Origin of the sequence: Mucilaginibacter jinjuensis, assembly GCF_028596025.1 — a bacterium.
In the GTDB taxonomy this organism is placed as follows: Bacteria; Bacteroidota; Bacteroidia; order Sphingobacteriales; family Sphingobacteriaceae; genus Mucilaginibacter; species Mucilaginibacter jinjuensis.
In genome coordinates, this window is sequence record NZ_CP117167.1 from 395,108 (window position 1) to 415,295 (window position 20,188).

Annotated in this window: 23 protein-coding genes; 9 read left to right on the forward strand and 14 right to left on the reverse strand. The window is 42.9% G+C overall.

Annotated features, from left to right (window positions below; genetic code table 11):
* Nucleotides 1-87: 87 nt before the first annotated feature.
* A complete protein-coding gene (locus PQO05_RS01780; protein ID WP_273630923.1) occupies nt 88-564 on the forward strand; it encodes a hypothetical protein in 477 nt (158 codons plus the stop codon).
* A 521-nt stretch (nt 565-1,085) separates the two neighbouring features.
* Here the strand turns inward: PQO05_RS01780 and PQO05_RS01785 are convergent.
* The 3 genes from PQO05_RS01785 to PQO05_RS01795 are packed head-to-tail and all read right to left on the reverse strand — an operon-like array spanning nt 1,086 to nt 2,520.
* Nucleotides 1,086-1,988 (reverse strand): prohibitin family protein, encoded by a 903-nt coding sequence (locus PQO05_RS01785; RefSeq protein WP_273630924.1) that lies wholly within the window; start codon nt 1,986-1,988, stop codon nt 1,086-1,088.
* Nucleotides 1,989-2,012: 24 nt separating this feature from the next.
* On the reverse strand, nt 2,013-2,204 hold the full coding sequence (locus PQO05_RS01790; RefSeq protein WP_273630925.1) for a DUF6358 family protein: 192 nt from the start codon (nt 2,202-2,204) through the stop codon (nt 2,013-2,015).
* A gap of 1 nt (nt 2,205) precedes the next feature.
* Nucleotides 2,206-2,520, reverse strand: a complete 315-nt coding sequence (locus tag PQO05_RS01795; RefSeq protein WP_174315129.1) for a rhodanese-like domain-containing protein — start codon at nt 2,518-2,520, stop codon at nt 2,206-2,208.
* 121 nt (nt 2,521-2,641) lie between these two features.
* Here PQO05_RS01795 and PQO05_RS01800 point away from each other — a divergent pair, with 121 nt between their 5' ends.
* From PQO05_RS01800 to PQO05_RS01820, 5 genes are all read left to right on the forward strand, one after another.
* Nucleotides 2,642-3,760 carry a DUF4407 domain-containing protein gene (locus PQO05_RS01800; protein ID WP_273630926.1) on the forward strand — a complete coding sequence of 373 codons (1,119 nt, stop codon included), beginning with the start codon at nt 2,642-2,644 and terminating at the stop codon, nt 3,758-3,760.
* A 63-nt stretch (nt 3,761-3,823) separates the two neighbouring features.
* Nucleotides 3,824-4,138, forward strand: coding sequence for a type II toxin-antitoxin system RelE/ParE family toxin (locus PQO05_RS01805; protein WP_273630927.1), 315 nt, complete (start codon nt 3,824-3,826; stop codon nt 4,136-4,138).
* Nucleotides 4,139-4,145: 7 nt separating this feature from the next.
* Nucleotides 4,146-4,439, forward strand: a complete 294-nt coding sequence (locus PQO05_RS01810) for a HigA family addiction module antitoxin (protein WP_273630928.1) — start codon at nt 4,146-4,148, stop codon at nt 4,437-4,439.
* A gap of 89 nt (nt 4,440-4,528) precedes the next feature.
* Nucleotides 4,529-6,397, forward strand: a complete 1,869-nt coding sequence (locus tag PQO05_RS01815) for a M61 family metallopeptidase (RefSeq protein WP_273630929.1) — start codon at nt 4,529-4,531, stop codon at nt 6,395-6,397.
* Nucleotides 6,373-7,701: a M28 family metallopeptidase gene (locus tag PQO05_RS01820; RefSeq protein ID WP_273630930.1), complete on the forward strand. Its 1,329-nt coding sequence runs from the start codon at nt 6,373-6,375 to the stop codon at nt 7,699-7,701. The genes PQO05_RS01815 and PQO05_RS01820 overlap by 25 nt, the downstream gene beginning before the upstream one ends.
* On the opposite strand, the gene PQO05_RS01825 is transcribed toward PQO05_RS01820, so the two are convergent.
* The 3 genes from PQO05_RS01825 to PQO05_RS01835 all read right to left on the reverse strand — a co-directional run bounded on the left by PQO05_RS01825 (nt 7,698) and on the right by PQO05_RS01835 (nt 10,759).
* Nucleotides 7,698-8,198 carry a GNAT family N-acetyltransferase gene (locus PQO05_RS01825; RefSeq protein ID WP_273630931.1) on the reverse strand — a complete coding sequence of 167 codons (501 nt, stop codon included), beginning with the start codon at nt 8,196-8,198 and terminating at the stop codon, nt 7,698-7,700. The genes PQO05_RS01820 and PQO05_RS01825 overlap by 4 nt on opposite strands.
* 369 nt (nt 8,199-8,567) lie before the next feature.
* Nucleotides 8,568-9,275, reverse strand: coding sequence for an ABC transporter ATP-binding protein (locus tag PQO05_RS01830; RefSeq protein WP_273630932.1), 708 nt, complete (start codon nt 9,273-9,275; stop codon nt 8,568-8,570).
* A 2-nt stretch (nt 9,276-9,277) separates the two neighbouring features.
* Nucleotides 9,278-10,759, reverse strand: a complete 1,482-nt coding sequence (locus tag PQO05_RS01835; RefSeq protein WP_273630933.1) for a DUF5687 family protein — start codon at nt 10,757-10,759, stop codon at nt 9,278-9,280.
* Between the two features lie 243 nt (nt 10,760-11,002).
* Between PQO05_RS01835 and PQO05_RS01840 the strand changes: the two genes are divergently transcribed.
* Both PQO05_RS01840 and PQO05_RS01845 read left to right on the forward strand, forming a co-directional pair.
* Nucleotides 11,003-12,739 (forward strand): alpha-L-arabinofuranosidase, encoded by a 1,737-nt coding sequence (locus tag PQO05_RS01840; protein ID WP_273630934.1) that lies wholly within the window; start codon nt 11,003-11,005, stop codon nt 12,737-12,739.
* A gap of 36 nt (nt 12,740-12,775) precedes the next feature.
* Nucleotides 12,776-13,453 carry a pseudouridine synthase gene (locus PQO05_RS01845; RefSeq protein ID WP_273630935.1) on the forward strand — a complete coding sequence of 226 codons (678 nt, stop codon included), beginning with the start codon at nt 12,776-12,778 and terminating at the stop codon, nt 13,451-13,453.
* 122 nt (nt 13,454-13,575) lie between these two features.
* On the opposite strand, the gene PQO05_RS01850 is transcribed toward PQO05_RS01845, so the two are convergent.
* From PQO05_RS01850 to PQO05_RS01885, 8 genes are all read right to left on the reverse strand, one after another.
* Nucleotides 13,576-14,439: an alpha/beta fold hydrolase gene (locus PQO05_RS01850; protein ID WP_273630936.1), complete on the reverse strand. Its 864-nt coding sequence runs from the start codon at nt 14,437-14,439 to the stop codon at nt 13,576-13,578.
* A 98-nt stretch (nt 14,440-14,537) separates the two neighbouring features.
* A complete protein-coding gene (locus PQO05_RS01855; protein ID WP_273630937.1) occupies nt 14,538-16,508 on the reverse strand; it encodes a KUP/HAK/KT family potassium transporter in 1,971 nt (656 codons plus the stop codon).
* A gap of 210 nt (nt 16,509-16,718) precedes the next feature.
* A complete protein-coding gene (locus PQO05_RS01860; RefSeq protein ID WP_273630938.1) occupies nt 16,719-16,928 on the reverse strand; it encodes a hypothetical protein in 210 nt (69 codons plus the stop codon).
* 8 nt (nt 16,929-16,936) lie between these two features.
* Nucleotides 16,937-17,374, reverse strand: coding sequence for a VOC family protein (locus PQO05_RS01865; protein WP_273630939.1), 438 nt, complete (start codon nt 17,372-17,374; stop codon nt 16,937-16,939).
* Nucleotides 17,375-17,392: 18 nt separating this feature from the next.
* The gene (locus PQO05_RS01870; RefSeq protein WP_273630940.1) at nt 17,393-17,932 is read right to left on the reverse strand and encodes an SRPBCC family protein; all 540 of its coding nucleotides are present in this window, start codon (nt 17,930-17,932) and stop codon (nt 17,393-17,395) included.
* A complete protein-coding gene (locus tag PQO05_RS01875) occupies nt 17,932-18,330 on the reverse strand; it encodes a DoxX family protein (protein ID WP_273630941.1) in 399 nt (132 codons plus the stop codon). The genes PQO05_RS01870 and PQO05_RS01875 overlap by 1 nt, the downstream gene beginning before the upstream one ends.
* Nucleotides 18,331-18,365: 35 nt before the next feature.
* A complete protein-coding gene (locus PQO05_RS01880) occupies nt 18,366-18,749 on the reverse strand; it encodes a VOC family protein (protein WP_273630942.1) in 384 nt (127 codons plus the stop codon).
* A gap of 114 nt (nt 18,750-18,863) precedes the next feature.
* Nucleotides 18,864-19,211 (reverse strand): MmcQ/YjbR family DNA-binding protein, encoded by a 348-nt coding sequence (locus PQO05_RS01885; RefSeq protein ID WP_273630943.1) that lies wholly within the window; start codon nt 19,209-19,211, stop codon nt 18,864-18,866.
* Between the two features lie 263 nt (nt 19,212-19,474).
* Here PQO05_RS01885 and PQO05_RS01890 point away from each other — a divergent pair, with 263 nt between their 5' ends.
* A complete protein-coding gene (locus PQO05_RS01890) occupies nt 19,475-20,170 on the forward strand; it encodes a 3-keto-disaccharide hydrolase (RefSeq protein WP_273630944.1) in 696 nt (231 codons plus the stop codon).
* The last annotated feature ends 18 nt before the right edge of the window (nt 20,171-20,188 follow it).

A 20,188-nucleotide genomic window follows, 5' to 3' on the forward strand; every position in this document is an offset into this window, starting at 1 on the left:
CAAATTGGCTAATTGAATTAAAACCAGTCCGGTATTTCTTCCGAAGATTGTAACAAATCGCTATATTAGTAAGTATACGCTAATTGGATGAAATACCGGGTGCTTCCATATACTTTAAAAGTTTGGCTTACCAGCGTAGCCGTAGCGCCTGTGCTGCAAATCATCGTGCAATTAATAACGCAGATACCCTACAAATTTGCTTCGGTGCACGATACCATAATTTACCTGCTGTATATGCTGATATGCGGTTGGTTATTTTCTATACCCTGCTGGTTTTTGCTTTGGCTGAGTGCCTGGTTAACCAATCAGTTTACTGCTAATATCCGCTTCATAAAAATTACATTGACACTTGCAGGTGTAGTGATAGCCCTGCTCCCATTTGTAACCTACGCGGGCGACTCATTGCCCCACTATACCAATCCCGATTTTATTTGGGTGATGTTTTATCCCATTACTATTGCTGCCGGGATTTGGGTGTATAAGTTTGAGCCGATGGCCGAAAGTATGGATGCTCATCATGAAGAAACCTCTCTTCATGACCCCGACGGGCCGATAATTACCTGATTCGGCTCATAAACATTTATCAGGTTTTAACATCCATTTGCCAATATTCCTCGAATACGATGCGCAAATACATACTTATGCGTCAGAAAATTCAAAGTTTCAATAATAATATTAATGGCAGGAATAATAAGCGGCGTGGAATGCAGTTAACAGCTAAAAGAAAATTATTTCGAAACTTTAAAAGGCACAATCGGTAACATTTCCAAATTTACTGCGTCTGTTAAAAAGTGGATAAAAAATACATAGGGTAGGGTTAGCTATCCTTCATGCGTTCTTTATAGTTTGTTTAATTAAGTTTCCTAACAATAAAAAGCCCCGGGGAGCCGGGGCTTTTGAATTTTATAAGATTTTCCTCTGGATTGTTATAATACCAACGCGTCATTGCGAGGTACGAACCAATCCCCGACTCTGCAGTTCAACTATACAGAGCCACTCTGTACAGTTCGCGATTGCTTCGTACCTCGCAATGACGAACGGGTGACGCTGTAATTAAGCATCTCGATTCTTGCCTCTCTCCCCAACTATTTATCGCTTAAAATAATCGGGTTCTTCCCTCCGCCCATAATAATCACTTTGGCATTAGGCGAAAGGGCAATTTCCTTTTGCGCTTTAATACTTTCGTATTGCAGTTGCTTGTCAGATAAACCTGTCGACAGGATCTTCTGATAATCGGCTATACCTTGAGCTTCTACGCGTTTACGGTCGGCTTCCTGGCGTTCTTTGGCAAGCACGAATTGCATTTTCTGCGATTCCTGCTCTGCATTGATCTTTGATTCGATGCTGGCCTTTACAGATGCCGGTAAACTTACGTTACGTACCAAGATCTGCTGCAACACTAACCCGTTTTTAGCAAAGTTGGCCATAATGGTACGGTTTATCCTTTCCTGAAACTCCTGGCGTTTTACCGAATACAGATCAACTGCCTGGTAGTTAACCGCATTATCTCTAATGGCGGTACGCGTAACCGGGCGAACGATCTTCTCTACATACTCGGGGCCGATATTCTGATAAATAAAAGGCGCCTTATTAGGGTCAACCTTGTATAAAACAGATAGGTCGATGGTAACCTCCAGCCCGTCAGAAGAAAGTACCCTGATTGCATCATCACCCTCTTTTTGTCCCTCACTGTTTACTGCGCTCATGGTGTAGTTTTCGGTCTGGATGCTAAAAGTGGTGATATCAACCAGCGGGTTAATAATGTGCAACCCGCTGGGTAATACCTCATCCTGCACCTTGCCGAAAAGCGTTTGCACGCCCACCTTGCCGGGATCAATTATTTTAAATGACGCGAGTATCACGCCAAGCGCAATAATGGCGATCCCTACTTTGGTAATCAGCCCGCCGTAATGGCTGGCATCAGAGGGCGAACGTTTTACCCCAAAGCCTGCTATAAGCACTATGAGGCCAACAATTGCAATGAACATGGTTTAGGGGATTTAAAGGTTAAATTATTTTTTACTGTTGATGATGCCGCGTACTTCTTTAAGCAGCTTAATTTTTAGTACAACAAATACAGCTGCAAGCAATGCGGCAGCCATTACAAACTCGTAGCGGTTGTTTTGTACACCCCATATTAATATAGCTATACAAACCACTATACCTACAGTATACACTGTATTGAGGAGCATTTTCTTACCCATATTAATATACAGTTATAGTTGGATCGATATCTTGTTGCCAGGCCAGTATGCCGCCTTGCAGATTGGATAAATTAGTATAACCTTGTTGCTCTAACTGGTATAAAGCTACCGCGCTGCGTTTGCCGCTACGGCACATAATAACCACCGGTTTATCATGGCTTATTTTATCTGTTTCGATTAAAATGCCACCCAGCGGAATGTTCTCGCCATCAAGGTTCGACATTTGGTATTCAAAGTCTTCGCGCACATCTATCAATTGAAAGTCTGCACCGCTATCTTTCATTTCTTTTAGTTCCTGTACTGATATTTCTTTCATGGTTAAATATTATAAATCAAAGGTATACTTTTTTAGGATTAAATATTGCGGCAGGAGTTTTGTAACAATCAGGGGGTAAGAGCGTTTTAATATAACAAATGTGTTTTAACATATTATTACCATGAATAAAATCACCCGTTTCTTTTGGTTCTGTTCGGGCGCACATATAGGTACACTAAAAAAATACCCTATCGAACATAATAAGTATGTTGGTATAGGGGCTACTATATTCTTTACAGCGCTTTTTGCGTCGCTTTCGGGCGGTTACGCAATGTATTTTGTTTTCAGCGGTAATGCTTTTGCCGTTGGGTTTGCTATATTGTTTGGCTTACTCTGGGGCACGGCCATTTTTAATATGGACCGCTACATTGTATCCAGCATTAATAAACAAGGCAGTACTAATTCGCAGATTTTACAAGCTTCACCGCGTATTTTACTGGCCATAATGATTGGTGTGGTGATCTCCCGTCCACTTGAATTGAAGATCTTTGACAAAGAAATTCGGCAGAAATTGAAAACGGCTTACATGAAGGGCCAGCACAGCAAAATTGATACGCTGCAAAAAACGTATCAGCAAAAATATGCGATGGAGCTTGGCCACAACCTCGACCTGAAGAAAGAAAAAGATTCATTGGAAAAAGACATTAACCACTCACGCTACGAGTTAAACCAGGAAGTTTTTGGCGATAAAACCAACCAAACTTCGGGCATTTCGGGCTACGGTACTTACGCTAAACAAAAGCAGGCCGTATTACAGGAAAAAGAAGCGAGGCTGAAAACCGTTACTGACGATCTGGGTAAAATGGACAACTACCTGGGCCAGAGAAAAAATTACGAAGGGTTAAACAACCTCCGCTTATTCTCAGATCAACAGTTGGATAGTTTGGCCAATGTGGCCGGTTTTGCCGACCGTAACTGGGCTTTAGGTCAGCTCTCATATAATGCCAATGGCACCCGCGATCTTGATACTTATCTTGCCGAATCATTTATTGGATACCTGTTTATCTTGTTCGAGTGTTTGCCGGTATTTGTTAAGCTGATGTCGCCCAAAGGCCCTTATGATGTTGCCCTTGCCAAGATCTCCGAAGCCAACATGCACTTTGCCGAGCGCGACAAAGACCGCGACATGGCCGTTACCGACGAGGTTTACGATTACCAGTTAGCCAATGATGTAGAGCACCGAAAAAAACTCATTACCGGGCAATCTGAATATGATTTGGGGCGGCATAGTTATGAGTAGAGAATTTACCTATTATTGGTAAATAAATTCTATTTGTTTATATTTGAATAAATCAAAATTTAAATGCGCGTCATTATTGAAGACGACTATTTAGCTAACCTATATCACAATGGTAAAAGCAGTGGAAAGCCCAGATTTAATATAGATATTGAATTAGGTTTTATTAAGCGTATAACTCAAATGGAGCAAGCCCAAAGCACAAATGATTTACGTGTTTTAAAGTCTCTTCATTTCGAGAAATTAAGTGGTGATTTGTCTGGCAAATATTCAATCAGGGTTAATAAAGCTTTTCGTATTGTTTTCAGAATTGAAAAGGATGGTAATAATACAAGGGTTGAAATTATTTGTGTAGAAGAGTTAAATAATCATTATTCATAAGGTTGCTATGGCAAATGTATTTGATAAAGAAGGTAACGAGATAAAAACATCGGTAGCATTTCATCCGGGCGAATTTTTGCTGGAAGAGGTAGAAGAGCGTGGTTTAAAGAAAACTGAATTCGCAAAAGAGATTGGCATGTTACCCGGTAATTTAAGCGAATTATTTAAAGGCAAACGTAATATTAATGCCCGCATTGCGGTTAAATTGGAGAAAGCTCTTGGTGTCAGTGCTGAATATTGGCTTGGCCTGCAATCGGCTTTTGACCTAATGCATGCCCGTGAGCAGGAGCATGCTGCTTAGCCTCCTACAAAATATCTGCGACAATCATCCTTATACACATCAATTATTAGGATAATCTCTTAAATTCGAGACCTATTGATTGTGTCTCAATGAAAAAACTATTACTTGCTGTTAGCGCCCTCGGGCTATGGTCGGCGGCTGCGGTTGCGCAGGAGAGCCCCGTATACTACTCTATCGCGTTCCCCAATGCGGTGCATCACGAAGCCGAAATCAGCATGCGTTTAACTCAGGTGCCAAGCGGTCCGTTAAAATTCAGGATGAGCCGTTCGTCGCCGGGCAGGTATGCAACGCACGAGTTCGGTAAAAATGTGTACAACGTAAAAGCTGTAGATAAAAACGAAAAGCCACTTGTTGTTAACCAACTGGAAGGCGATGTATACGAAATACAAAACCATGATGACGGCGTAAAGATAACGTATACCCTTTTTGGTAACTGGGTTGATGGTACCTATGTGGGCATCGACGAAAGCCATGCCCACCTTAACATGCCCGCCACGCTGATGTGGGCTATAGGGATGGATAAACGTCCTATCCACATCCAGTTCCCTGATGTGGAGAAACATGGCTGGAAAGTAGCTACCCAACTAAAATCAGAAGGTTATAATACCTACATGGCCACCGATCTGCAATATGTAATGGATAGCCCAACCGAACTATCTAACTACAAAGAATATAGTTGGGAAGTGGTGAATACCGATGGCAAGAAAGAGCCGATCCACTTAACCAGCCACTCTGATGATGACCAGGCTACGGTTGATGCTTTCGGCAAAATGGTACAGCGTGTAGTGCTTGAAGAAAAAGCCGTTTACGGCGAATTGCCTACTTACGATTTTGGCGAATACACATTTATACAGGATGTATACCCAACAGATTCTGGCGATGGTATGGAGCACCGCAACTCTACCTGTATCACGCAGCCAGCAGCTAAAATTGCGGGCAATGAAAAACGTTTGTTAGGTACATTCTCGCACGAATATTTTCACAGCTGGAATGTGGAACGCATCCGCCCTAAAACCCTGGAGCCATTTAATTTTGAGCATGCCAACATGAGCAACGAGCTTTGGTTTGCCGAAGGTTTTACCCAATATTATGGCGAGCTATTATTAAGCCGTGCCGGTTTTAACACCAATGAAGATTTTTATAAAAGCGCAGCCGGATTGATCAATTCGGTATTAAATACGCCGGGAGGTACTAACTATTCGGCAGTACAGGCCAGTCGTTACGCGGTGTTTGCAGATGCTGGTGTAGCCATCGATCCAACCAATAAAAACAATATTTTTAATAGCTATTACAGCTACGGAGGTGCAGTTGCCCTGGCGCTCGATCTGCGTTTACGTAGCGAGTTTAACATCACTTTGGATGATTATATGCGCCAGGTATGGCTGGCACATGGCAAGGTAGAAAAAGCTTATACCATCCCAGATCTGCAAAAGGTATTGGCTAACCTTACTAAGAACCCAACTTTTGCTGCCAACTTTTATAAGAAATACGTTTACGGTTTAGAGAAAAACGATTACGCTGCTTTATTGGATAAAGCCGGTTTAATATTACAACGTGCCAACCCGGGTAAAGCATGGGCTGGCCGTATTGCTGCACCATCGTTTCGTGGAAGCGAGGGACAGTCGCGCAGCGCAGGTAGCGATGGTTTGCTGATTACTTCGAGCACACAAGTAGGCACACCGGCATACAAAGCAGGCTTAGATGGTGGTGACAGGATTACCCAGGCCGATGGCCAACCGATAAAAGATGGTGCATCATTCAATACCATTGTAGCTGCCAAAAAGCCGGGCGATAAAATAGAAGTAGTTTATAGCAACCGTACCGGCGAGCATAAAACAACCATTGCTTTAGAAGAAGACCCAACTTACGAAGTTGTAGCTTACGAGAAAGCTGGTAAAACACCAACCGAATCACAATTGGCTTTGCGTAACGCATGGCTATCAACCAAAGTAAAATGATGATGAAGAAAACCCTTATAGCAACGGCGCTTGTATTAAGCAGCGCTTATGGCTTTAGTCAGGATGTAAACAAACTGATTAAGGAAGATGATGTACGCAAAGTGATCAGCACGCTGGCCGATGATAACATGCAGGGCCGCGCAACTTTTACACCCGGTATTGAGAAAGCCGCACAGTTTATTGAAGGCGAATACAAAAAAGCAGGTTTAGAGCCATTGCCGGGGAATGCAGATTTTCGTCAGAATTTTAAAATGACGCACGTTACGCCGGTAAAATTGCAGGCCAGTATTAATGGAGCAGATGTACCAGCTGATCACATCGTTGCCATGAGCAACAGTACCATTAACTGGGCTAACAATGCCGATATCCCTGTAATAAAAGTTGGAGCAGATCAAAACTTCCAAACCGAGTTCCGCAATATCCGCAAGAACGGTAAAAGCGCACTGGTGCTGGTTGATCCAAAATTTGCAGACTATTTTAGCCGTATCCACAACGCATTTGGAAAAGGCACAAACTCGTTAAAGCCGGCCGAAGGCGGGCCTCAGATTGTATTTGTACTGGGCACTTTTGATGATGTAAAATCGTACACGGTTAATGTTGAAATCAAAAGCGAGCAATTGCCATTATTCAATGTTACAGGTATGATTAAAGGCAAAACCAAACCGGATGAGTATGTGATCTTCGGCGGCCATTATGATCACCTGGGTATCCTTAAACCGATGGAAGGTGATAGTATTGCCAATGGCGCTGATGATGATGCATCTGGTACTACCGCGGTTATTACTTTGGCTAAATACTTCAAGAAACTGAACAACAATGCCCGCACTATCATCTTCGTAGCATTTACTGCCGAAGAGATTGGCGAGTACGGCTCACAATATTTTGCTACTCAGGTTGATCCTCAAAAAGTATCGGCTATGTTTAATATTGAAATGATTGGTAAAGCATCGAAATTCGGCGAGAACTCAGCCTTTATTACAGGTTATGAGCGATCTGATTTTGGTAAGATCTTACAAAAGAATCTGGAGGGAACCCAATTTAAATTTTATCCCGATCCATACACAGAACAAAACCTATTTTACCGCAGTGATAATGCTTCATTAGCCCGTGTAGGCGTACCGGCGCATACTATCTCAACAGATCAGATTGATATTGATAAATATTATCACACGGTTAAAGATGAGCTGAGCACTTTGGATGTTGCCAATATTACTTCAACCATTCGTGCGATAGCGTTAAGTTCCCAAACTATTATTGCAGGTAAAGATACACCAACACGCATCCCGCCCGCAACGGTAAATTAAGGGATTAGCGGTTTCTGCATTATATAATCATTCATCCAATATGGGCCTATGGCAATGTCCTCTTCACGGGCAATGCCGAAGCCCATTTTTTGGTAAAAAGAGAGTGATTTATTATAGCGGTTAACGTTCAACAATAGTTTACTTGCCCCGGCATCGGCAGCAATGCGGCTCACGGTATCAATCAGCACACGGCCATAACCTTTGCCCTGGGTTTCAGGCAGGCAATAAAGTTTATGCAGTTTATATGTAGCAGCTTCCCCATCATAAGGCGAGTAACCTGCAAATGCTACGGCTTTATCACCTTCTTTCAACAATAAAAATATTTGCTCGCTGTTCGTTATTTGCCTTTCCAGTCCCTCTGCATTATATATCAGATCGAGCATAAAACGGATCTGTTCCTCCTCCAGTATAGGTGAGTAAGTAGGCCACCAGGTAGCTTCAGCGAGCTGACGGATAGTTTCAACATCTTGTATGGTGGCGGTGGTAATAGTGTACATAATGCTAAAGTAGAAAGATTAGAATCAAGAGCCAAGAGACAGGAAACAAGATGTCTGTCTAAAGAAAAAAATAATAAAATTGGAAGCTATCTGCACGAACCGAAAATAACCTAATAAATGTGGCATCTTAATTTTCGGATAGCACATGTTGGCCACAGCACACCCTTTCATAGAAAATTGAGCAGCCACGAGTTTTCTTTGGTTACTCTTTCTTTTGCGGAAAAAGAAAGTAACATCCACTGACTATTCATATAGTTACCCTACCATTCCTAATGGAAAACGGATTTCTGCGATATTGAAGTCAGTACCTTGTAGGTCTGAGATTGCTTCGTTCCTCGCAATGACGCGAGTGGAGGTTAATGGCGATGTCTATACCACTTGCCCTCCCACAGCAAAATAAGCCTCTAACTCTGCTAATGTTGATGAATTAGTTTCAATGTCCTTAATAATCTTACCTTTCTCCATGAGTAAGATCCGGTCGCAAACATCGGTTACGTGGTTTAAATCGTGGCTCGATACCAGGGTGGTTACACCTTTGCCGTTGAGCTCTTTTAAAATATTTTTAAGGCGGATCTGCGTACTTGGGTCGATATTGGCGAAGGGTTCATCCAGCATTAAAAACTCTGGGTTTTGCAGCAGGCAAGATGCAACGCCAACTTTACATTGATTTCCTTTGGATAAGTCGCGGATGTATTTACCGCGTTTCAGGATCTCGCCGTTAAAAAAATCGGCCATGCTTGCCAGGTACTCATCAACCTGGGCGCGGGTATATTTGTGCAGGCCGCCTATGAAGTAGAAGTATTCTTCGGGGGTAAGGTAATCAATCAGGAAACCTTCGTCGAGGTAAGCGGCGGTAAAGTTCTTCCAATGCTCATGTCCGGCAACAGGTTCGCCGTTTGAAATTACTTCGCCTTGCTCGGGGCGGATCAGATCAAGCATCATCCTGAACAGCGTGGTTTTACCCGCGCCGTTATTGCCTATCAAACCAATGCTTTCGCCTTTGGCAATACTTAACTCCGGTATGTTTACAACAGCAACACCTGCGTAAACTTTCTTTAAATCTTTTACTTCAATCATGATTATTTATTTCTGAAGCCTTCGGCTATGGTATATCTTTTGGTCATAAAATCTTTTTCGAGCAGCTTAACCCAGTAACTGCGGGTTGCTATAAATAGCAGGCCTATTATCCCTAAAGCTATAAATGCAATATCGGCATGCCCCAGTAATGAGAATGGCCAGTAAATAAGATAAGGGCCAATCATCAACGGGAAACTGAGCAGTAATTGGGTTGCACCAACACCTTCCCAGTTAAATGATGCGCCTTTAGATAGGTCGATACGCTTATAGTTGCGGTTCGCAAAAAACAGCACAATGGTTGCATTAATGCCCAGATTCCAGAGAAACATGGCAAATTGCACAAGCAGGATATGCCAGCCATAATATACATAAGGGATGGTAAGTATAAATACAATGGTTGATACGAGCGAAAATAACAGGTATTTAGCCCGGAGGAAATCCTTAAAATCAACCTTGCTTACCAGTATACCATCGAAATGGCTGGCTTGCCAGCTAAACATGTATTGCCCGTAGCTGATGATGAAAATGCCCGTCATTAATAAAGCTGGTAATAACTTAATGCCGGGCATGTTTTGGTAATGTGGATTGGCATAAAATATAATTCCATAGAACATAAATAACAACGAAACCACCAGTGATGAGCGGGGGCGCTTATTACGAAGAATCAATTTAATCTCATTAGCTGCCAGATCACCAATGTGGCCGAAATATCCCAGCAAAGGAATTTCTGTGCTGCTTTTATAGGCTGATGCCTTGCGCGAACCCAACTCTTCGAGGTAAAGGTTATCTTTAAGATACAGGAAGTTGAAGTAATACATCACCCCGCCTAATAACAACGGTAACAACACCCAAACCGGCTGCGCAATTAAATGCCCGAACAAAAAGCCTGATGCCTTGCTGATAGAGTACAGGTGCCACGAAAAATCGCCTATGCCGGCTAATATCAATACGGCGGCAGCTACTAAAAACACCCAGCCGTTTAAGTTCGATTTACGTTTGATGTATAGCGCCAGGTAATTATTAAATATAGTTAAACCGATGATGCCCAGCATGAATACCGTTGCTACTCCGGCACCGTTTTCATGCGCGATGATCTTAAATGTAAAGGGCGTAAACAGGATAAGCGGCCACAGGTTAAATACCGATAATATGGCTGTAAATGATAAGTAACCCACCAGCGTATTGCGCTTAATAGGCAAGGTTAAATAAGGCTGTACGCGCAGGGTGGGCAGTTCCTGCAGTTGCAGGCGCATCAGCAGATCGAACAGGTAATAGTAGAGGATGATGCCACAAAATGCAGGGATCAGGTCTTCATCCGGTAAAACCTTATCGAGGATCTTATCCATATAAAAGGCAACCACCAGTATGTTAAGCAGCAGGTATAATACCAGTATAGCCATTACAATGCGTATGGCAATAGTTTTGCCTGTATTTTTAGATCGCCAAAAGGCTTTTAGTTCGTGTTGTGCAAAGGTTGATATCATTTATATAAAGGCAGGTTTGTGTTAAGTTTAAATTAATCAGCGCTCAAGATAATTAATAAAATAAACACAACCTAAGGTGGTGCAGGCTTTTTTTAATCGAAACAAAATAAAGACTTAATGCTTAGTTATCCAGTAACTTAGAAGCAGTATGTTATCCCTTCGTCACATTAATCTAACAGACTGAATTTACCGACTTAACATTGAAACATTTATTTTTACGTTTGCGTAAACCTCTGCCTGTACATGAATAAGCACCCTATTTTAATTAAACCAATATTGATCTCTTTTTTACTCTTTCTGGGTTTGCAGGCCTGTACCAAAAGCGCAAGCCTGAAGTCGGATGGCATAAAGCCAGATAGTGGTATTGTTGTCACTAAACCAACTGATCCTGCTATTGCTGCCACGCAAGGCTTCTTTTTAGATAACTGGCAGCCCAAAAGCTTAGTTGTACCCATGTTTACTGATGTGGAAACGGTGCCAACCGGCGTTGTTGACGCCACAGTAACCATTGATGCCAAAGATGTAATTACTAAAGTATCGCCATACCTGTTCGGCAATAATATTAACACTTTTATGAGCCAGGTAGTAACCGAACCTGCGCTTATTAAAAATATAACCAACCTGGCGCCAAAGATTGTCCGCGCACCGGGCGGTAGCTTATCTGATCTGTTTTTCTGGAGCGCCGTTCCCAGCGTAAAGCCAACGGATGTACCGGCTACTATTACGGTAATGGGTAATAAGCTGGGCACGGATACCGCTTTCTGGTATGGAAAAAACACTGCCCCGTGGACTTTGAGCGTAGATAATTACTACCAAACCCTGCAAACCACTAACAGCACAGGTATTATTACCATTAACTATGGTTATGCCCGTTATGGCACCAGCGCCCACCCCGACCAAACTGCTGCCCACATGGCAGCCGAATGGGTGCGTTACGACAGGGGTCGCACCAAATTCTGGGAAATTGGTAACGAAAACTACGGTATGTGGGAAGCAGGTTATAAAATAGATGTTACCCAAAATAAAGACGGCCAGCCCGAAACCCTGACCGGCGCATTATACGGCCAGCACTTTAAAGTATTTGCCGATTCGATGCGCAAAGCTGCCGCCGAAGTAAACAGTACCATTAAAATTGGTGCAGTGATGACGGCCAGCGCCGTATTGGGCGGAACCATCATCCCTAACTGGAATGCTGATGTATTAAGCGCCATTAATAGCTATGCCGATTTCTACGTGGTACACAACTACTACACCCCGTTTGCCGAAAACTCGACAGCTGCAACCATCCTCAATACCCCTGCTACCGAAACACGCAATATGATGACCTATATCCAGGAGTCAACCAGCGTAGCTCCCAAGCCTATTGCATTAAGCGAATGGAATATCCAGGCCGTAGGAAATAACCAGGATGTATCGAACATTGCAGGCTTACATGCAGCGATGGTTTTGGGCGAAGTTATCCAGTCCAAATATGGTGAGGCCAGCCGATGGGCACTGGCCGGTGTATGGAATAAAGGTGATGATATGGGCATGTTTAATGCAGGCGATGAGCCAGGTGGAGCTGCTAAGTGGTCGCCGCGGCCCGCATTTTTTTACATGTATTATTTCCAGAAATATTTTGGCGACCGCATGGTGGCTTCAACCGTTACCGGAAGTACGGATGTGATGAGCTATGCATCTACCTTTAATTCTGGCCAGGCGGGTGTGGTACTTGTTAATAAAGGGACTGCCGACCATGTGGTTACGCTGGATATGAAGAACTTTAAACCAGGCGCACGTTTTTACTACTACACCTTAAAAGGAGGTACGGATGCTACCTTCTCGCGCCAGGTTATTGTGAATGGTATCGGGCCATCAGGGGTATCGGGCGGGCCGGATGATTATGTTTCGGTGAAACCATTCTCCACCAATGTGGCCAAAGGCTTAAAAGTTAATGTGCCTGCTTATGGTGCTGTATTTTTAGCTGTTGAAGGTAAATAGTATGCACGAACAGAAAGTGCTTATCTTCGCAAACTTATGCTGAGTATTTTATATCGCGATGAGCACCTGATTGCCATTAACAAACCCCACGGCCTGCTGGTGCACCGCTCTAAAATTGCCGACGATACGGATGTGTTCGCCTTGCAATTACTGCGCGATCAAATTGGTCAGCCGGTTTACCCTGTGCATCGCCTCGATCGCAAAACTGCCGGGATATTGCTTTTTGCGTTAGATAAACCCACCGATATCAGCATGCAGCAACAGTTTATGAACAAGGCTGTAGTAAAAAAGTACCTTGCCATTGTGCGTGGTTATACAGATCCCATTGGCGAAATTGATTACCCATTACGTAAAGAGAACGGTACTTTACAAGATGCCTTTACGGCTTACACTACATTAAAGCAGTCGGAACTGCCGGTTGCTTTCGGTAATCACCCTACTTCGCGTTATTCATTAGTGGAAGCCACGCCAACAACCGGCCGTATGCACCAGTTGCGCAAGCATTTCAAGCATATTTTTCACCCCATTATCGGCGACCGTACACATGGCTGTAATAAGCAGAACAAACTGTTTCTGGAACAATGGGAAATGGAAACCATGCTACTCCACGCATCTTACCTGAAATTTACACATCCCCTAACCGGCGAGATTGTGGAGATTGAAGCCCCGGTGCATGATGAGTTTAACAGGGTTATGAATTTGATGAACTGGTAGGCTATCGCTATCGTCCCGATTAACATCGGGATGGTAAAACTATGGTAAGGTTTCACCTTACCGTAAGCTGAAAGCTTACAACTGTACTGTCACAAGTTACGCTGCGCTAAACTTGCGACAGCTTAAGACAGCGTATCGTTTATCATTTCAACCACATCGGCAATCATATTCGGTTCTATCAAAATTTTATCGTGGCCTGCGCCGTTGTAGGCTTTGGTTTTGATGAAATTTCGGGTTGATAGAAATTCTTGCAAGTATTGGTATGGTGCAATCCTATCCGTTTCATCATAGGCAATCCAGTGGTTCAGGCTGGCATCATGTTTATAACGGGCATCTAAGGTAAAATTGGCAAACTTATCATTAAACACGCGCCTGAAATCGGCATAGAAAACTTCCTGTGCTTCAACCGGTACTTCATTAGCGTTCATGGTGGCTTTAAAGTTTTCTTTTAAATGTACCAAAGGTGTAAGGCTGATGAGTAGTTTAGGCCTGATACCGGTTTCATTAATGGTAATCACATTGCCTATAGCACCAAGGGAATGTCCGATCAAAATATCGGGCTCGCCATACTCGCGGATTATCGCTTTAGTCGCCTGCACATACATTAACAAGTTGGCTAAATCGCCCTCAGAACTACCGTTTCCCGGTGCGTCAAAAGCGATGATCTGGGTATCTGGGATGGTACGCAGTTGGGTAATCAGCTCATAAAAATCTGCCGCTTTGGATGCCCAGCCGTGGGTTAAGAGAATTTTCCTTCGGCCTGCTCCCCAGATAAAACCGTTAAAGTTAAGCTCCGATTTGGTGAAGAAGGCATCGAGTGCTTTCAGCGTAAATTTGTGGGCCTCGTCCAAAAGCAAATTTACCGGGTAGCGTACCGGCATTTTAGGCGAGTAGCAGATCAGCTGCCAAAGCAGTTGGTTATACTCCGGCGTAGTTTTGTCGGTGGCAGTTTTTATATCGTTAATGATGCTCTTCAGCTTTTTCATAGGCTCAGCAAATAGAAAGGTGCATTACAAAGCTAAAATAATGGTTCGCTTTGCAATGCACCTGTTCAGGTTTCTGACAATATACTGATCGGGAAAGCTTATGCTTCCATCTCCACCCGTTTCAATTTGATATTGCTTAACGGGTTTACAACCAGTGGTATTTTCTCAATCCGGGTTTCACTGGTATCCAAACCAAAGGCTTTGGCTTCGCTTTGAGCCAAGCTTTTAATAGCAAAATAACTATTGAGGATAAATCCTTCTTTAACGCTGAAGTTGTTATTGTACGACAGGAATTTTTCCATAATGATAAACTGGAAATCGGCAGGCAGGTTGTAGCTGCTCAGCGATTCGTACTTGCTGGTAATATCCAGTTCGCCGCGGCTTATCATATCTTCAACCACCTTGCGGAACAGTACATTGATTCTCGGTTGGATCCTGAATCCTAAACGGAACTCCACACGGATCACTTTATCATCTTCAAGCTCCTGTACGCTGTACTCCATGGTGTATGGATCGTCCATGCGTTCAATGTGGATGAACCAGTAAACATCGGCGCGTTTAGGTTTACGGCTTAATATCGAATAGATGATCTTTTGCTCAATCTGCTTACTATTATTAGCTTTAGTGAGGTAGATTAAGTGAGTAGCATATTTCGGGATCCCCTGGTCGTTACTCATAGCTTGCAGCATCGGGATGTAATCCTTCAGATCAACAAAGTTTAAGAAACGGTTGTTGATCTTACGTGCACGGTACCAGATGTACATGGTAAATATCAAGCCGATCTCGAATACCAGGAAGAATAATCTTTTCAGCAATTTAACGGCGTTGGCTACAAAGAATGAGAACTCTACAGTCAGGAATATAGAAACGATAATCACCACCAGCCACAGCGGCCAGTGCTTTACATAACGCATAAAGTAATACATCAATATCGTGGTCATGATCATGGCTACGGTGATAGAGAAACCATAAGCTGCCGTCATATTCTCTGAAGTACGGAAATACATCGTAACCGCAATACAACCGAAACACAATAACCAGTTAATGCTCGGGATATAAATTTGCCCGCGAATGTTTGATGGATATTTAATGGTGATCCTCGGCCAGAAATTCATGCTCACAGCCTCACTAATCAATGTAAATGAACCACTGATTAAAGCCTGGCTGGCAATAATAGTAGCCAATGTAGCAATACCGATAGACGGGATTAAAAAGAAATGCGGAACAATTTCGAAGAATGGATTTACACCCGCAAAGTTGACATATTTATGTTGGGTTAAAACCCATGCGCCCTGCCCTAAGTAGTTTAATACCAGAGTGGTTTTAACAAAGATCCAGCTTACCTGGATGTTTTTACGGCCGCAATGGCCAAGGTCTGAATACAAAGCCTCGGCACCTGTGGTACATAAAAATACAGCACCCAATAGCCAGAAACCACGTGGATGTTCGCGCAGTAAATGGAAACCATACATCGGGTTCAATGCTTTGAAAATTTCGGGGAAATGAACAATTTGCATCATCCCCAATGTGCCCAGCATTACAAACCAGATGAGCATTATCGGCCCGAATAATGAACCAACCACATTGGTGCCAAATTGCTGAACAAAAAACAGCAGCAATATGATACCGATAACAATACCCAATATAAGCATATTGCCCGGCACGAAATCTTTAGCCAGCGATGGCACCAGGCCCAAACCCTCGATAGCTGAGGTTACCGAGATAGGCGGGGTAATAATACCATCGGCCAGCAACGTACCTGCACCAACTATGGATGGGATAGCCAGCCATTTACCATAACGGCGCACCAAGGCATAAAGGGAAAAGATACCACCTTCGCCACGGTTATCGGCTTGTAGGGTAATAAAGATGTACTTGAAGGTAGTTTGCAGCGTAAGTGTCCAGAACACGCAGGAGATTGCGCCCAGAACGAGGAACTCGCCGTGGCTGCCGCCTTCTTTTAATAATGTTTGAAATGTGTATAGTGGCGAAGTACCAATATCACCAAAGATGATGCCCAGCGTAATTAACACGCCGGCGGCTGATAGCTTTCTGACGTGTGAGCTCATGAATGGGGAGAAATATTAGAACAGCTGCCAGACAGGCAAACTGTTCTTGTGATTAAATAGGGGAATTGTAAATACATAACAATCGCCCATGTTCAACCACCATGCCATTTTGAAAAAATATGCCCTTGATGTTATTTAAACGAGGATTTGCTTTTTAGTAAATTTAAAACCCTACCAAAATGGAGTGGTTTTATTTCCATTTTGGTAGGGTTAATCTAAGATATAGCACTCAAAACCATTTGTTTTGAGGAGTTCGGCTATCTTAACAGGGCAAAATTCGTCGCCCTGGATGCGGAGTATTTTATCGCAATCGTCCAGGTCAAAATTAGCCCTGCTTTTTGGGAAGTACTGCCGCAGTAAAGTGAGCAAGCCCTGGGCTTGCGATTGGTATTTTACATTGGTTTTAAATACTTCTACCATCTTAAATGTTAGGTGTGCTGGGTAGTAAAGCGCGGGTCGTAGCTAATCATCCATTGTATACCAAATTTGTCTGTAAGCTGTCCGTAGTAGGCACCCCAAAACATATCCTGCATGGGCAGCGTTTTCTCTCCGCCTGCTGAAAGTTTGGTATAAAGGTCGTCTGATTCTTCTTTGCTTTCTGTGCCTAATGTTAAATGAAAGTTATTACCGACGGTTAACTGCTGGCCCATTGAGCCCAGTACATCTGTGCCCATTATCATATTGCCTTTAACAGGCAAAGCGATGTGCATAATTTTTTGCTTGTCTTCATCGCTCATATTTTCAGAACCGTCCATGCCGTCAAAGCGCATGATCATGGCAAAATCGCCACCGAAAATCGATTTGTAAAAATTGAAAGCTTCTTCGGTAGTACCGTCGAAGTTTAAATACGGGTTAATTGCTATCATAATTGTAGATTTTAGTGTTTATGCTTCTAATACATTTTTCAGGTTAACAAGTCCGGTTTCAAGGTCGCCGCCTATCATTTTATCCATGTTCATAAATAGCAGCATAATATTCATAGGGTAAGCCATTTTGCTGGTGAATGTCCATGTTACTTTAGTTTTATTGAGTGGCAGTGCATCGGTAATCATGCTGGCTTTGGCCAGTCCTTCAAAAGGTTTAATAAAGTGGATTTCGCTGTTCAGCATTTCGCCTTCGTTAATGCCGGTAATGGTTTGTTCGCCCTGGCCTACCTTTTTATTATCGCTGTTCCAACTGGATTTAAATCCAACCGTACCATCCGTGCCGGTGTATTCCTTCTTCATCCCAGGGTCCATCATCACCCATACACTGTAGTTGTCCTGATTTTTAAGATATTTGATATAATCGAAAACTACCTGTTTGGGCTGATCGATCACTACACTTCGTGTTACCGTATATTCGCTTTTGGTAACGGCGGCCAGTAATAAAAACACAGCCACAACAATGGCTATGCTGATAACTATGTATAGTAGTGCACTCATTATACATTTGATTTAAAGGGTGCGTATATTTTATGGTAGGTAATGTATGATACCAGCAGGATAACCATACCTACAATTGGCAGTATAGCACCTTTGGGGCCGTCCATCACCACATCGCCCACCAGGGCCGAGATTAATGAGATGCCGAAACCTACATATCCCCATTCTTTATACCGCGGTGGTATCATCGGCAGAATTAATAATATACCGCCGATAATTTTACCGATAGAAAGTTCGATCCTGAAATAATCGGGGTAGCCTAAGTGGGCTATACCCGCTTTTGCAAGCGGGCTGTTGAAGGTAAGGGCGGGTATTACAGAATCTAACAGAACAAAAATTGTGGTAAATATCCAGTATATAACCCGGGTTGATTTTGTGCTTTGGGGTGCGGTTGCCATAATTTAAGAAGTGATTGTTTTAGATTTATAATTGCCTATTCCTGTATTACGGATAAAATATTCCCTGCCGGATCTGTAAACCAGGCAATGAGCGGGCCACCGTCCCGGAAAATATTATCGTCGTCGGTTTTAAAGCCGGGCCAGTCGTAGCTTTCAAATTTTACGCCTTTGGCTTTAAGTTGCTTTACAGCTTCGGCCACATCAGCTACCGGGAAGTTGAGTATAGTAAAGCTGGCCGGGGTATGGTTGGGCTTGGGGTAAATAATTATTTTACCACCGCCAGCAATGTGCAAGGTTAGTATGCCCTGCATTTCGGGGTTCTCTTCAACCTCCAATCCTAATATATCGCTGTAAAATGCTTTGGCAGCGGCTACATCATTTACCGAAAATCCGCTGAATGCTTTTGTGTCTTTAAACATAATTTATGTTTTTATTAATTGGTTTAATTAGAGGTTATTACAAACATATTATCATTTACGCAAACCCGGCAGGGGCAAATACGACAATCTAAGGGGCTGATTGTGCAAATCGTACTACACCTTTTCGAATGCCTTTAATTGTGTTTTACTGGCCTTTAACTTCCATGCGTTAATCAACAGTGGTTTAAGGTCGTCGTCAGTAATCAGGGGTAGATTAATGAGTACAGATGGCCAGTTTTTATAATGATCGGTTGTGAAATAAATATCGGGGTTAATGACAATCAGCTCGTCGCGGTCGTGGTGATAGAGGTACATAGTTACACCGTCGGGCTTTAAGGTACACAGCAATTTCTTTTGGATATAGAAAGCTGTTGCGCCAAAGCAAATACCCTCGCGGGTGCCGGGCAAGGGCAATAAAGTTTCCCTTATCACTTGAAGTATATGCTCCGCGTTATAGGACATGGTTCTTATTAAATTAATATCTCAATTTAACTAAAGTTGTACCCATCTAAATTTTACCCCTTATTAATGTTGCTGCAAGTTGCACAGGCAGTAGTGTTCCCCTTTAAAGGAGAAGGCAATGGCCCTGCTAACACTACCTACTTTAATAAGGGGTAGAAATGGGATGATAATTCACACCTATCTTCACCAAGTTAAAACTCTCATTGCGATATTGCAATTAACTGTATATCTTACAAGCATCTTTTATACCTAAAAAATTGATAATGAAAAACATGTTTGCATTGCTTTGCGCTTTAGCTGTTACATACAGCGCATCGGCACAAAACCAACTAACTAAAAAAGAACAAAAAGAAGGCTGGCATTTATTGTTTGATGGTAAAACCACCACAGGCTGGCACTCTTATTTAAAACCAACAGCAAGCCCTGCCTGGAAAGTAGAAGGCGGCGTATTACAATTAGACCCCAAAGCTCCAGACCAGGGCGATTTAGTAACTGACAAAGAATATGAGAACTACGAACTTTCGGTAGAGTGGAAGATCTCTCCGGAAGGTAATAGCGGCATCATCTTCGGCGTGCATGAGGATGCTTCCTTAAACCAAACTTATTTAAGTGGTATTGAAATGCAGGTGCTGGATAATGAAAAAGCCGAAGACAATAAAAAAGCTAACCACCTTGCAGGTTCATTGTATGATATGAAAGCACCATCATCATCTGTAGCCAAACCAGCGGGTGAATGGAACGTAGCCAAGATCTCGAAAAAAGATGGCCACCTCATATTCTGGCTGAATGGTACCGAGATCATCAACGTGCAAATGGGCAGCCCCGAGTGGAATGAACTCTTGAATAACAGCAAGTTTAAAACCTGGGCCAACTTTGCCAAATACCCTAAAGGTAAAATAGCCTTACAGGACCATGGGCATGTGGTTGCCTTTAAAAATATTAAGATTAAAGAATTGTAAAAGAGAAAGGCCCCGGTT

Bases quoted from the DNA above. Each gene is read 5' to 3' on its own strand.
- PQO05_RS01870 (WP_273630940.1), bottom strand. From the start codon at position 17,932: ATGAGTGCACTACTATACATAGTTATCAGCATAGCCATTGTTGTGGCT.
- PQO05_RS01855 (WP_273630937.1), bottom strand. From the start codon at position 16,508: ATGAGCTCACACGTCAGAAAGCTATCAGCCGCCGGCGTGTTAATTACG.
- PQO05_RS01835 (WP_273630933.1), bottom strand. From the start codon at position 10,759: ATGATATCAACCTTTGCACAACACGAACTAAAAGCCTTTTGGCGATCT.
- PQO05_RS01850 (WP_273630936.1), bottom strand. From the start codon at position 14,439: ATGAAAAAGCTGAAGAGCATCATTAACGATATAAAAACTGCCACCGAC.
- PQO05_RS01860 (WP_273630938.1), bottom strand. From the start codon at position 16,928: ATGGTAGAAGTATTTAAAACCAATGTAAAATACCAATCGCAAGCCCAG.
- PQO05_RS01875 (WP_273630941.1), bottom strand. From the start codon at position 18,330: ATGGCAACCGCACCCCAAAGCACAAAATCAACCCGGGTTATATACTGG.
- PQO05_RS01845 (WP_273630935.1), top strand. From the start codon at position 12,776: ATGCTGAGTATTTTATATCGCGATGAGCACCTGATTGCCATTAACAAA.
- PQO05_RS01805 (WP_273630927.1), top strand. From the start codon at position 3,824: ATGCGCGTCATTATTGAAGACGACTATTTAGCTAACCTATATCACAAT.
- PQO05_RS01795 (WP_174315129.1), bottom strand. From the start codon at position 2,520: ATGAAAGAAATATCAGTACAGGAACTAAAAGAAATGAAAGATAGCGGT.
- PQO05_RS01865 (WP_273630939.1), bottom strand. From the start codon at position 17,374: ATGATAGCAATTAACCCGTATTTAAACTTCGACGGTACTACCGAAGAA.
- PQO05_RS01815 (WP_273630929.1), top strand. From the start codon at position 4,529: ATGAAAAAACTATTACTTGCTGTTAGCGCCCTCGGGCTATGGTCGGCG.
- PQO05_RS01810 (WP_273630928.1), top strand. From the start codon at position 4,146: ATGGCAAATGTATTTGATAAAGAAGGTAACGAGATAAAAACATCGGTA.
- PQO05_RS01890 (WP_273630944.1), top strand. From the start codon at position 19,475: ATGAAAAACATGTTTGCATTGCTTTGCGCTTTAGCTGTTACATACAGC.
- PQO05_RS01790 (WP_273630925.1), bottom strand. From the start codon at position 2,204: ATGGGTAAGAAAATGCTCCTCAATACAGTGTATACTGTAGGTATAGTG.
- PQO05_RS01820 (WP_273630930.1), top strand. From the start codon at position 6,373: ATGGCTATCAACCAAAGTAAAATGATGATGAAGAAAACCCTTATAGCA.
- PQO05_RS01885 (WP_273630943.1), bottom strand. From the start codon at position 19,211: ATGTCCTATAACGCGGAGCATATACTTCAAGTGATAAGGGAAACTTTA.
- PQO05_RS01785 (WP_273630924.1), bottom strand. From the start codon at position 1,988: ATGTTCATTGCAATTGTTGGCCTCATAGTGCTTATAGCAGGCTTTGGG.
- PQO05_RS01800 (WP_273630926.1), top strand. From the start codon at position 2,642: ATGAATAAAATCACCCGTTTCTTTTGGTTCTGTTCGGGCGCACATATA.
- PQO05_RS01780 (WP_273630923.1), top strand. From the start codon at position 88: ATGAAATACCGGGTGCTTCCATATACTTTAAAAGTTTGGCTTACCAGC.
- PQO05_RS01880 (WP_273630942.1), bottom strand. From the start codon at position 18,749: ATGTTTAAAGACACAAAAGCATTCAGCGGATTTTCGGTAAATGATGTA.
- PQO05_RS01825 (WP_273630931.1), bottom strand. From the start codon at position 8,198: ATGTACACTATTACCACCGCCACCATACAAGATGTTGAAACTATCCGT.
- PQO05_RS01830 (WP_273630932.1), bottom strand. From the start codon at position 9,275: ATGATTGAAGTAAAAGATTTAAAGAAAGTTTACGCAGGTGTTGCTGTT.
- PQO05_RS01840 (WP_273630934.1), top strand. From the start codon at position 11,003: ATGAATAAGCACCCTATTTTAATTAAACCAATATTGATCTCTTTTTTA.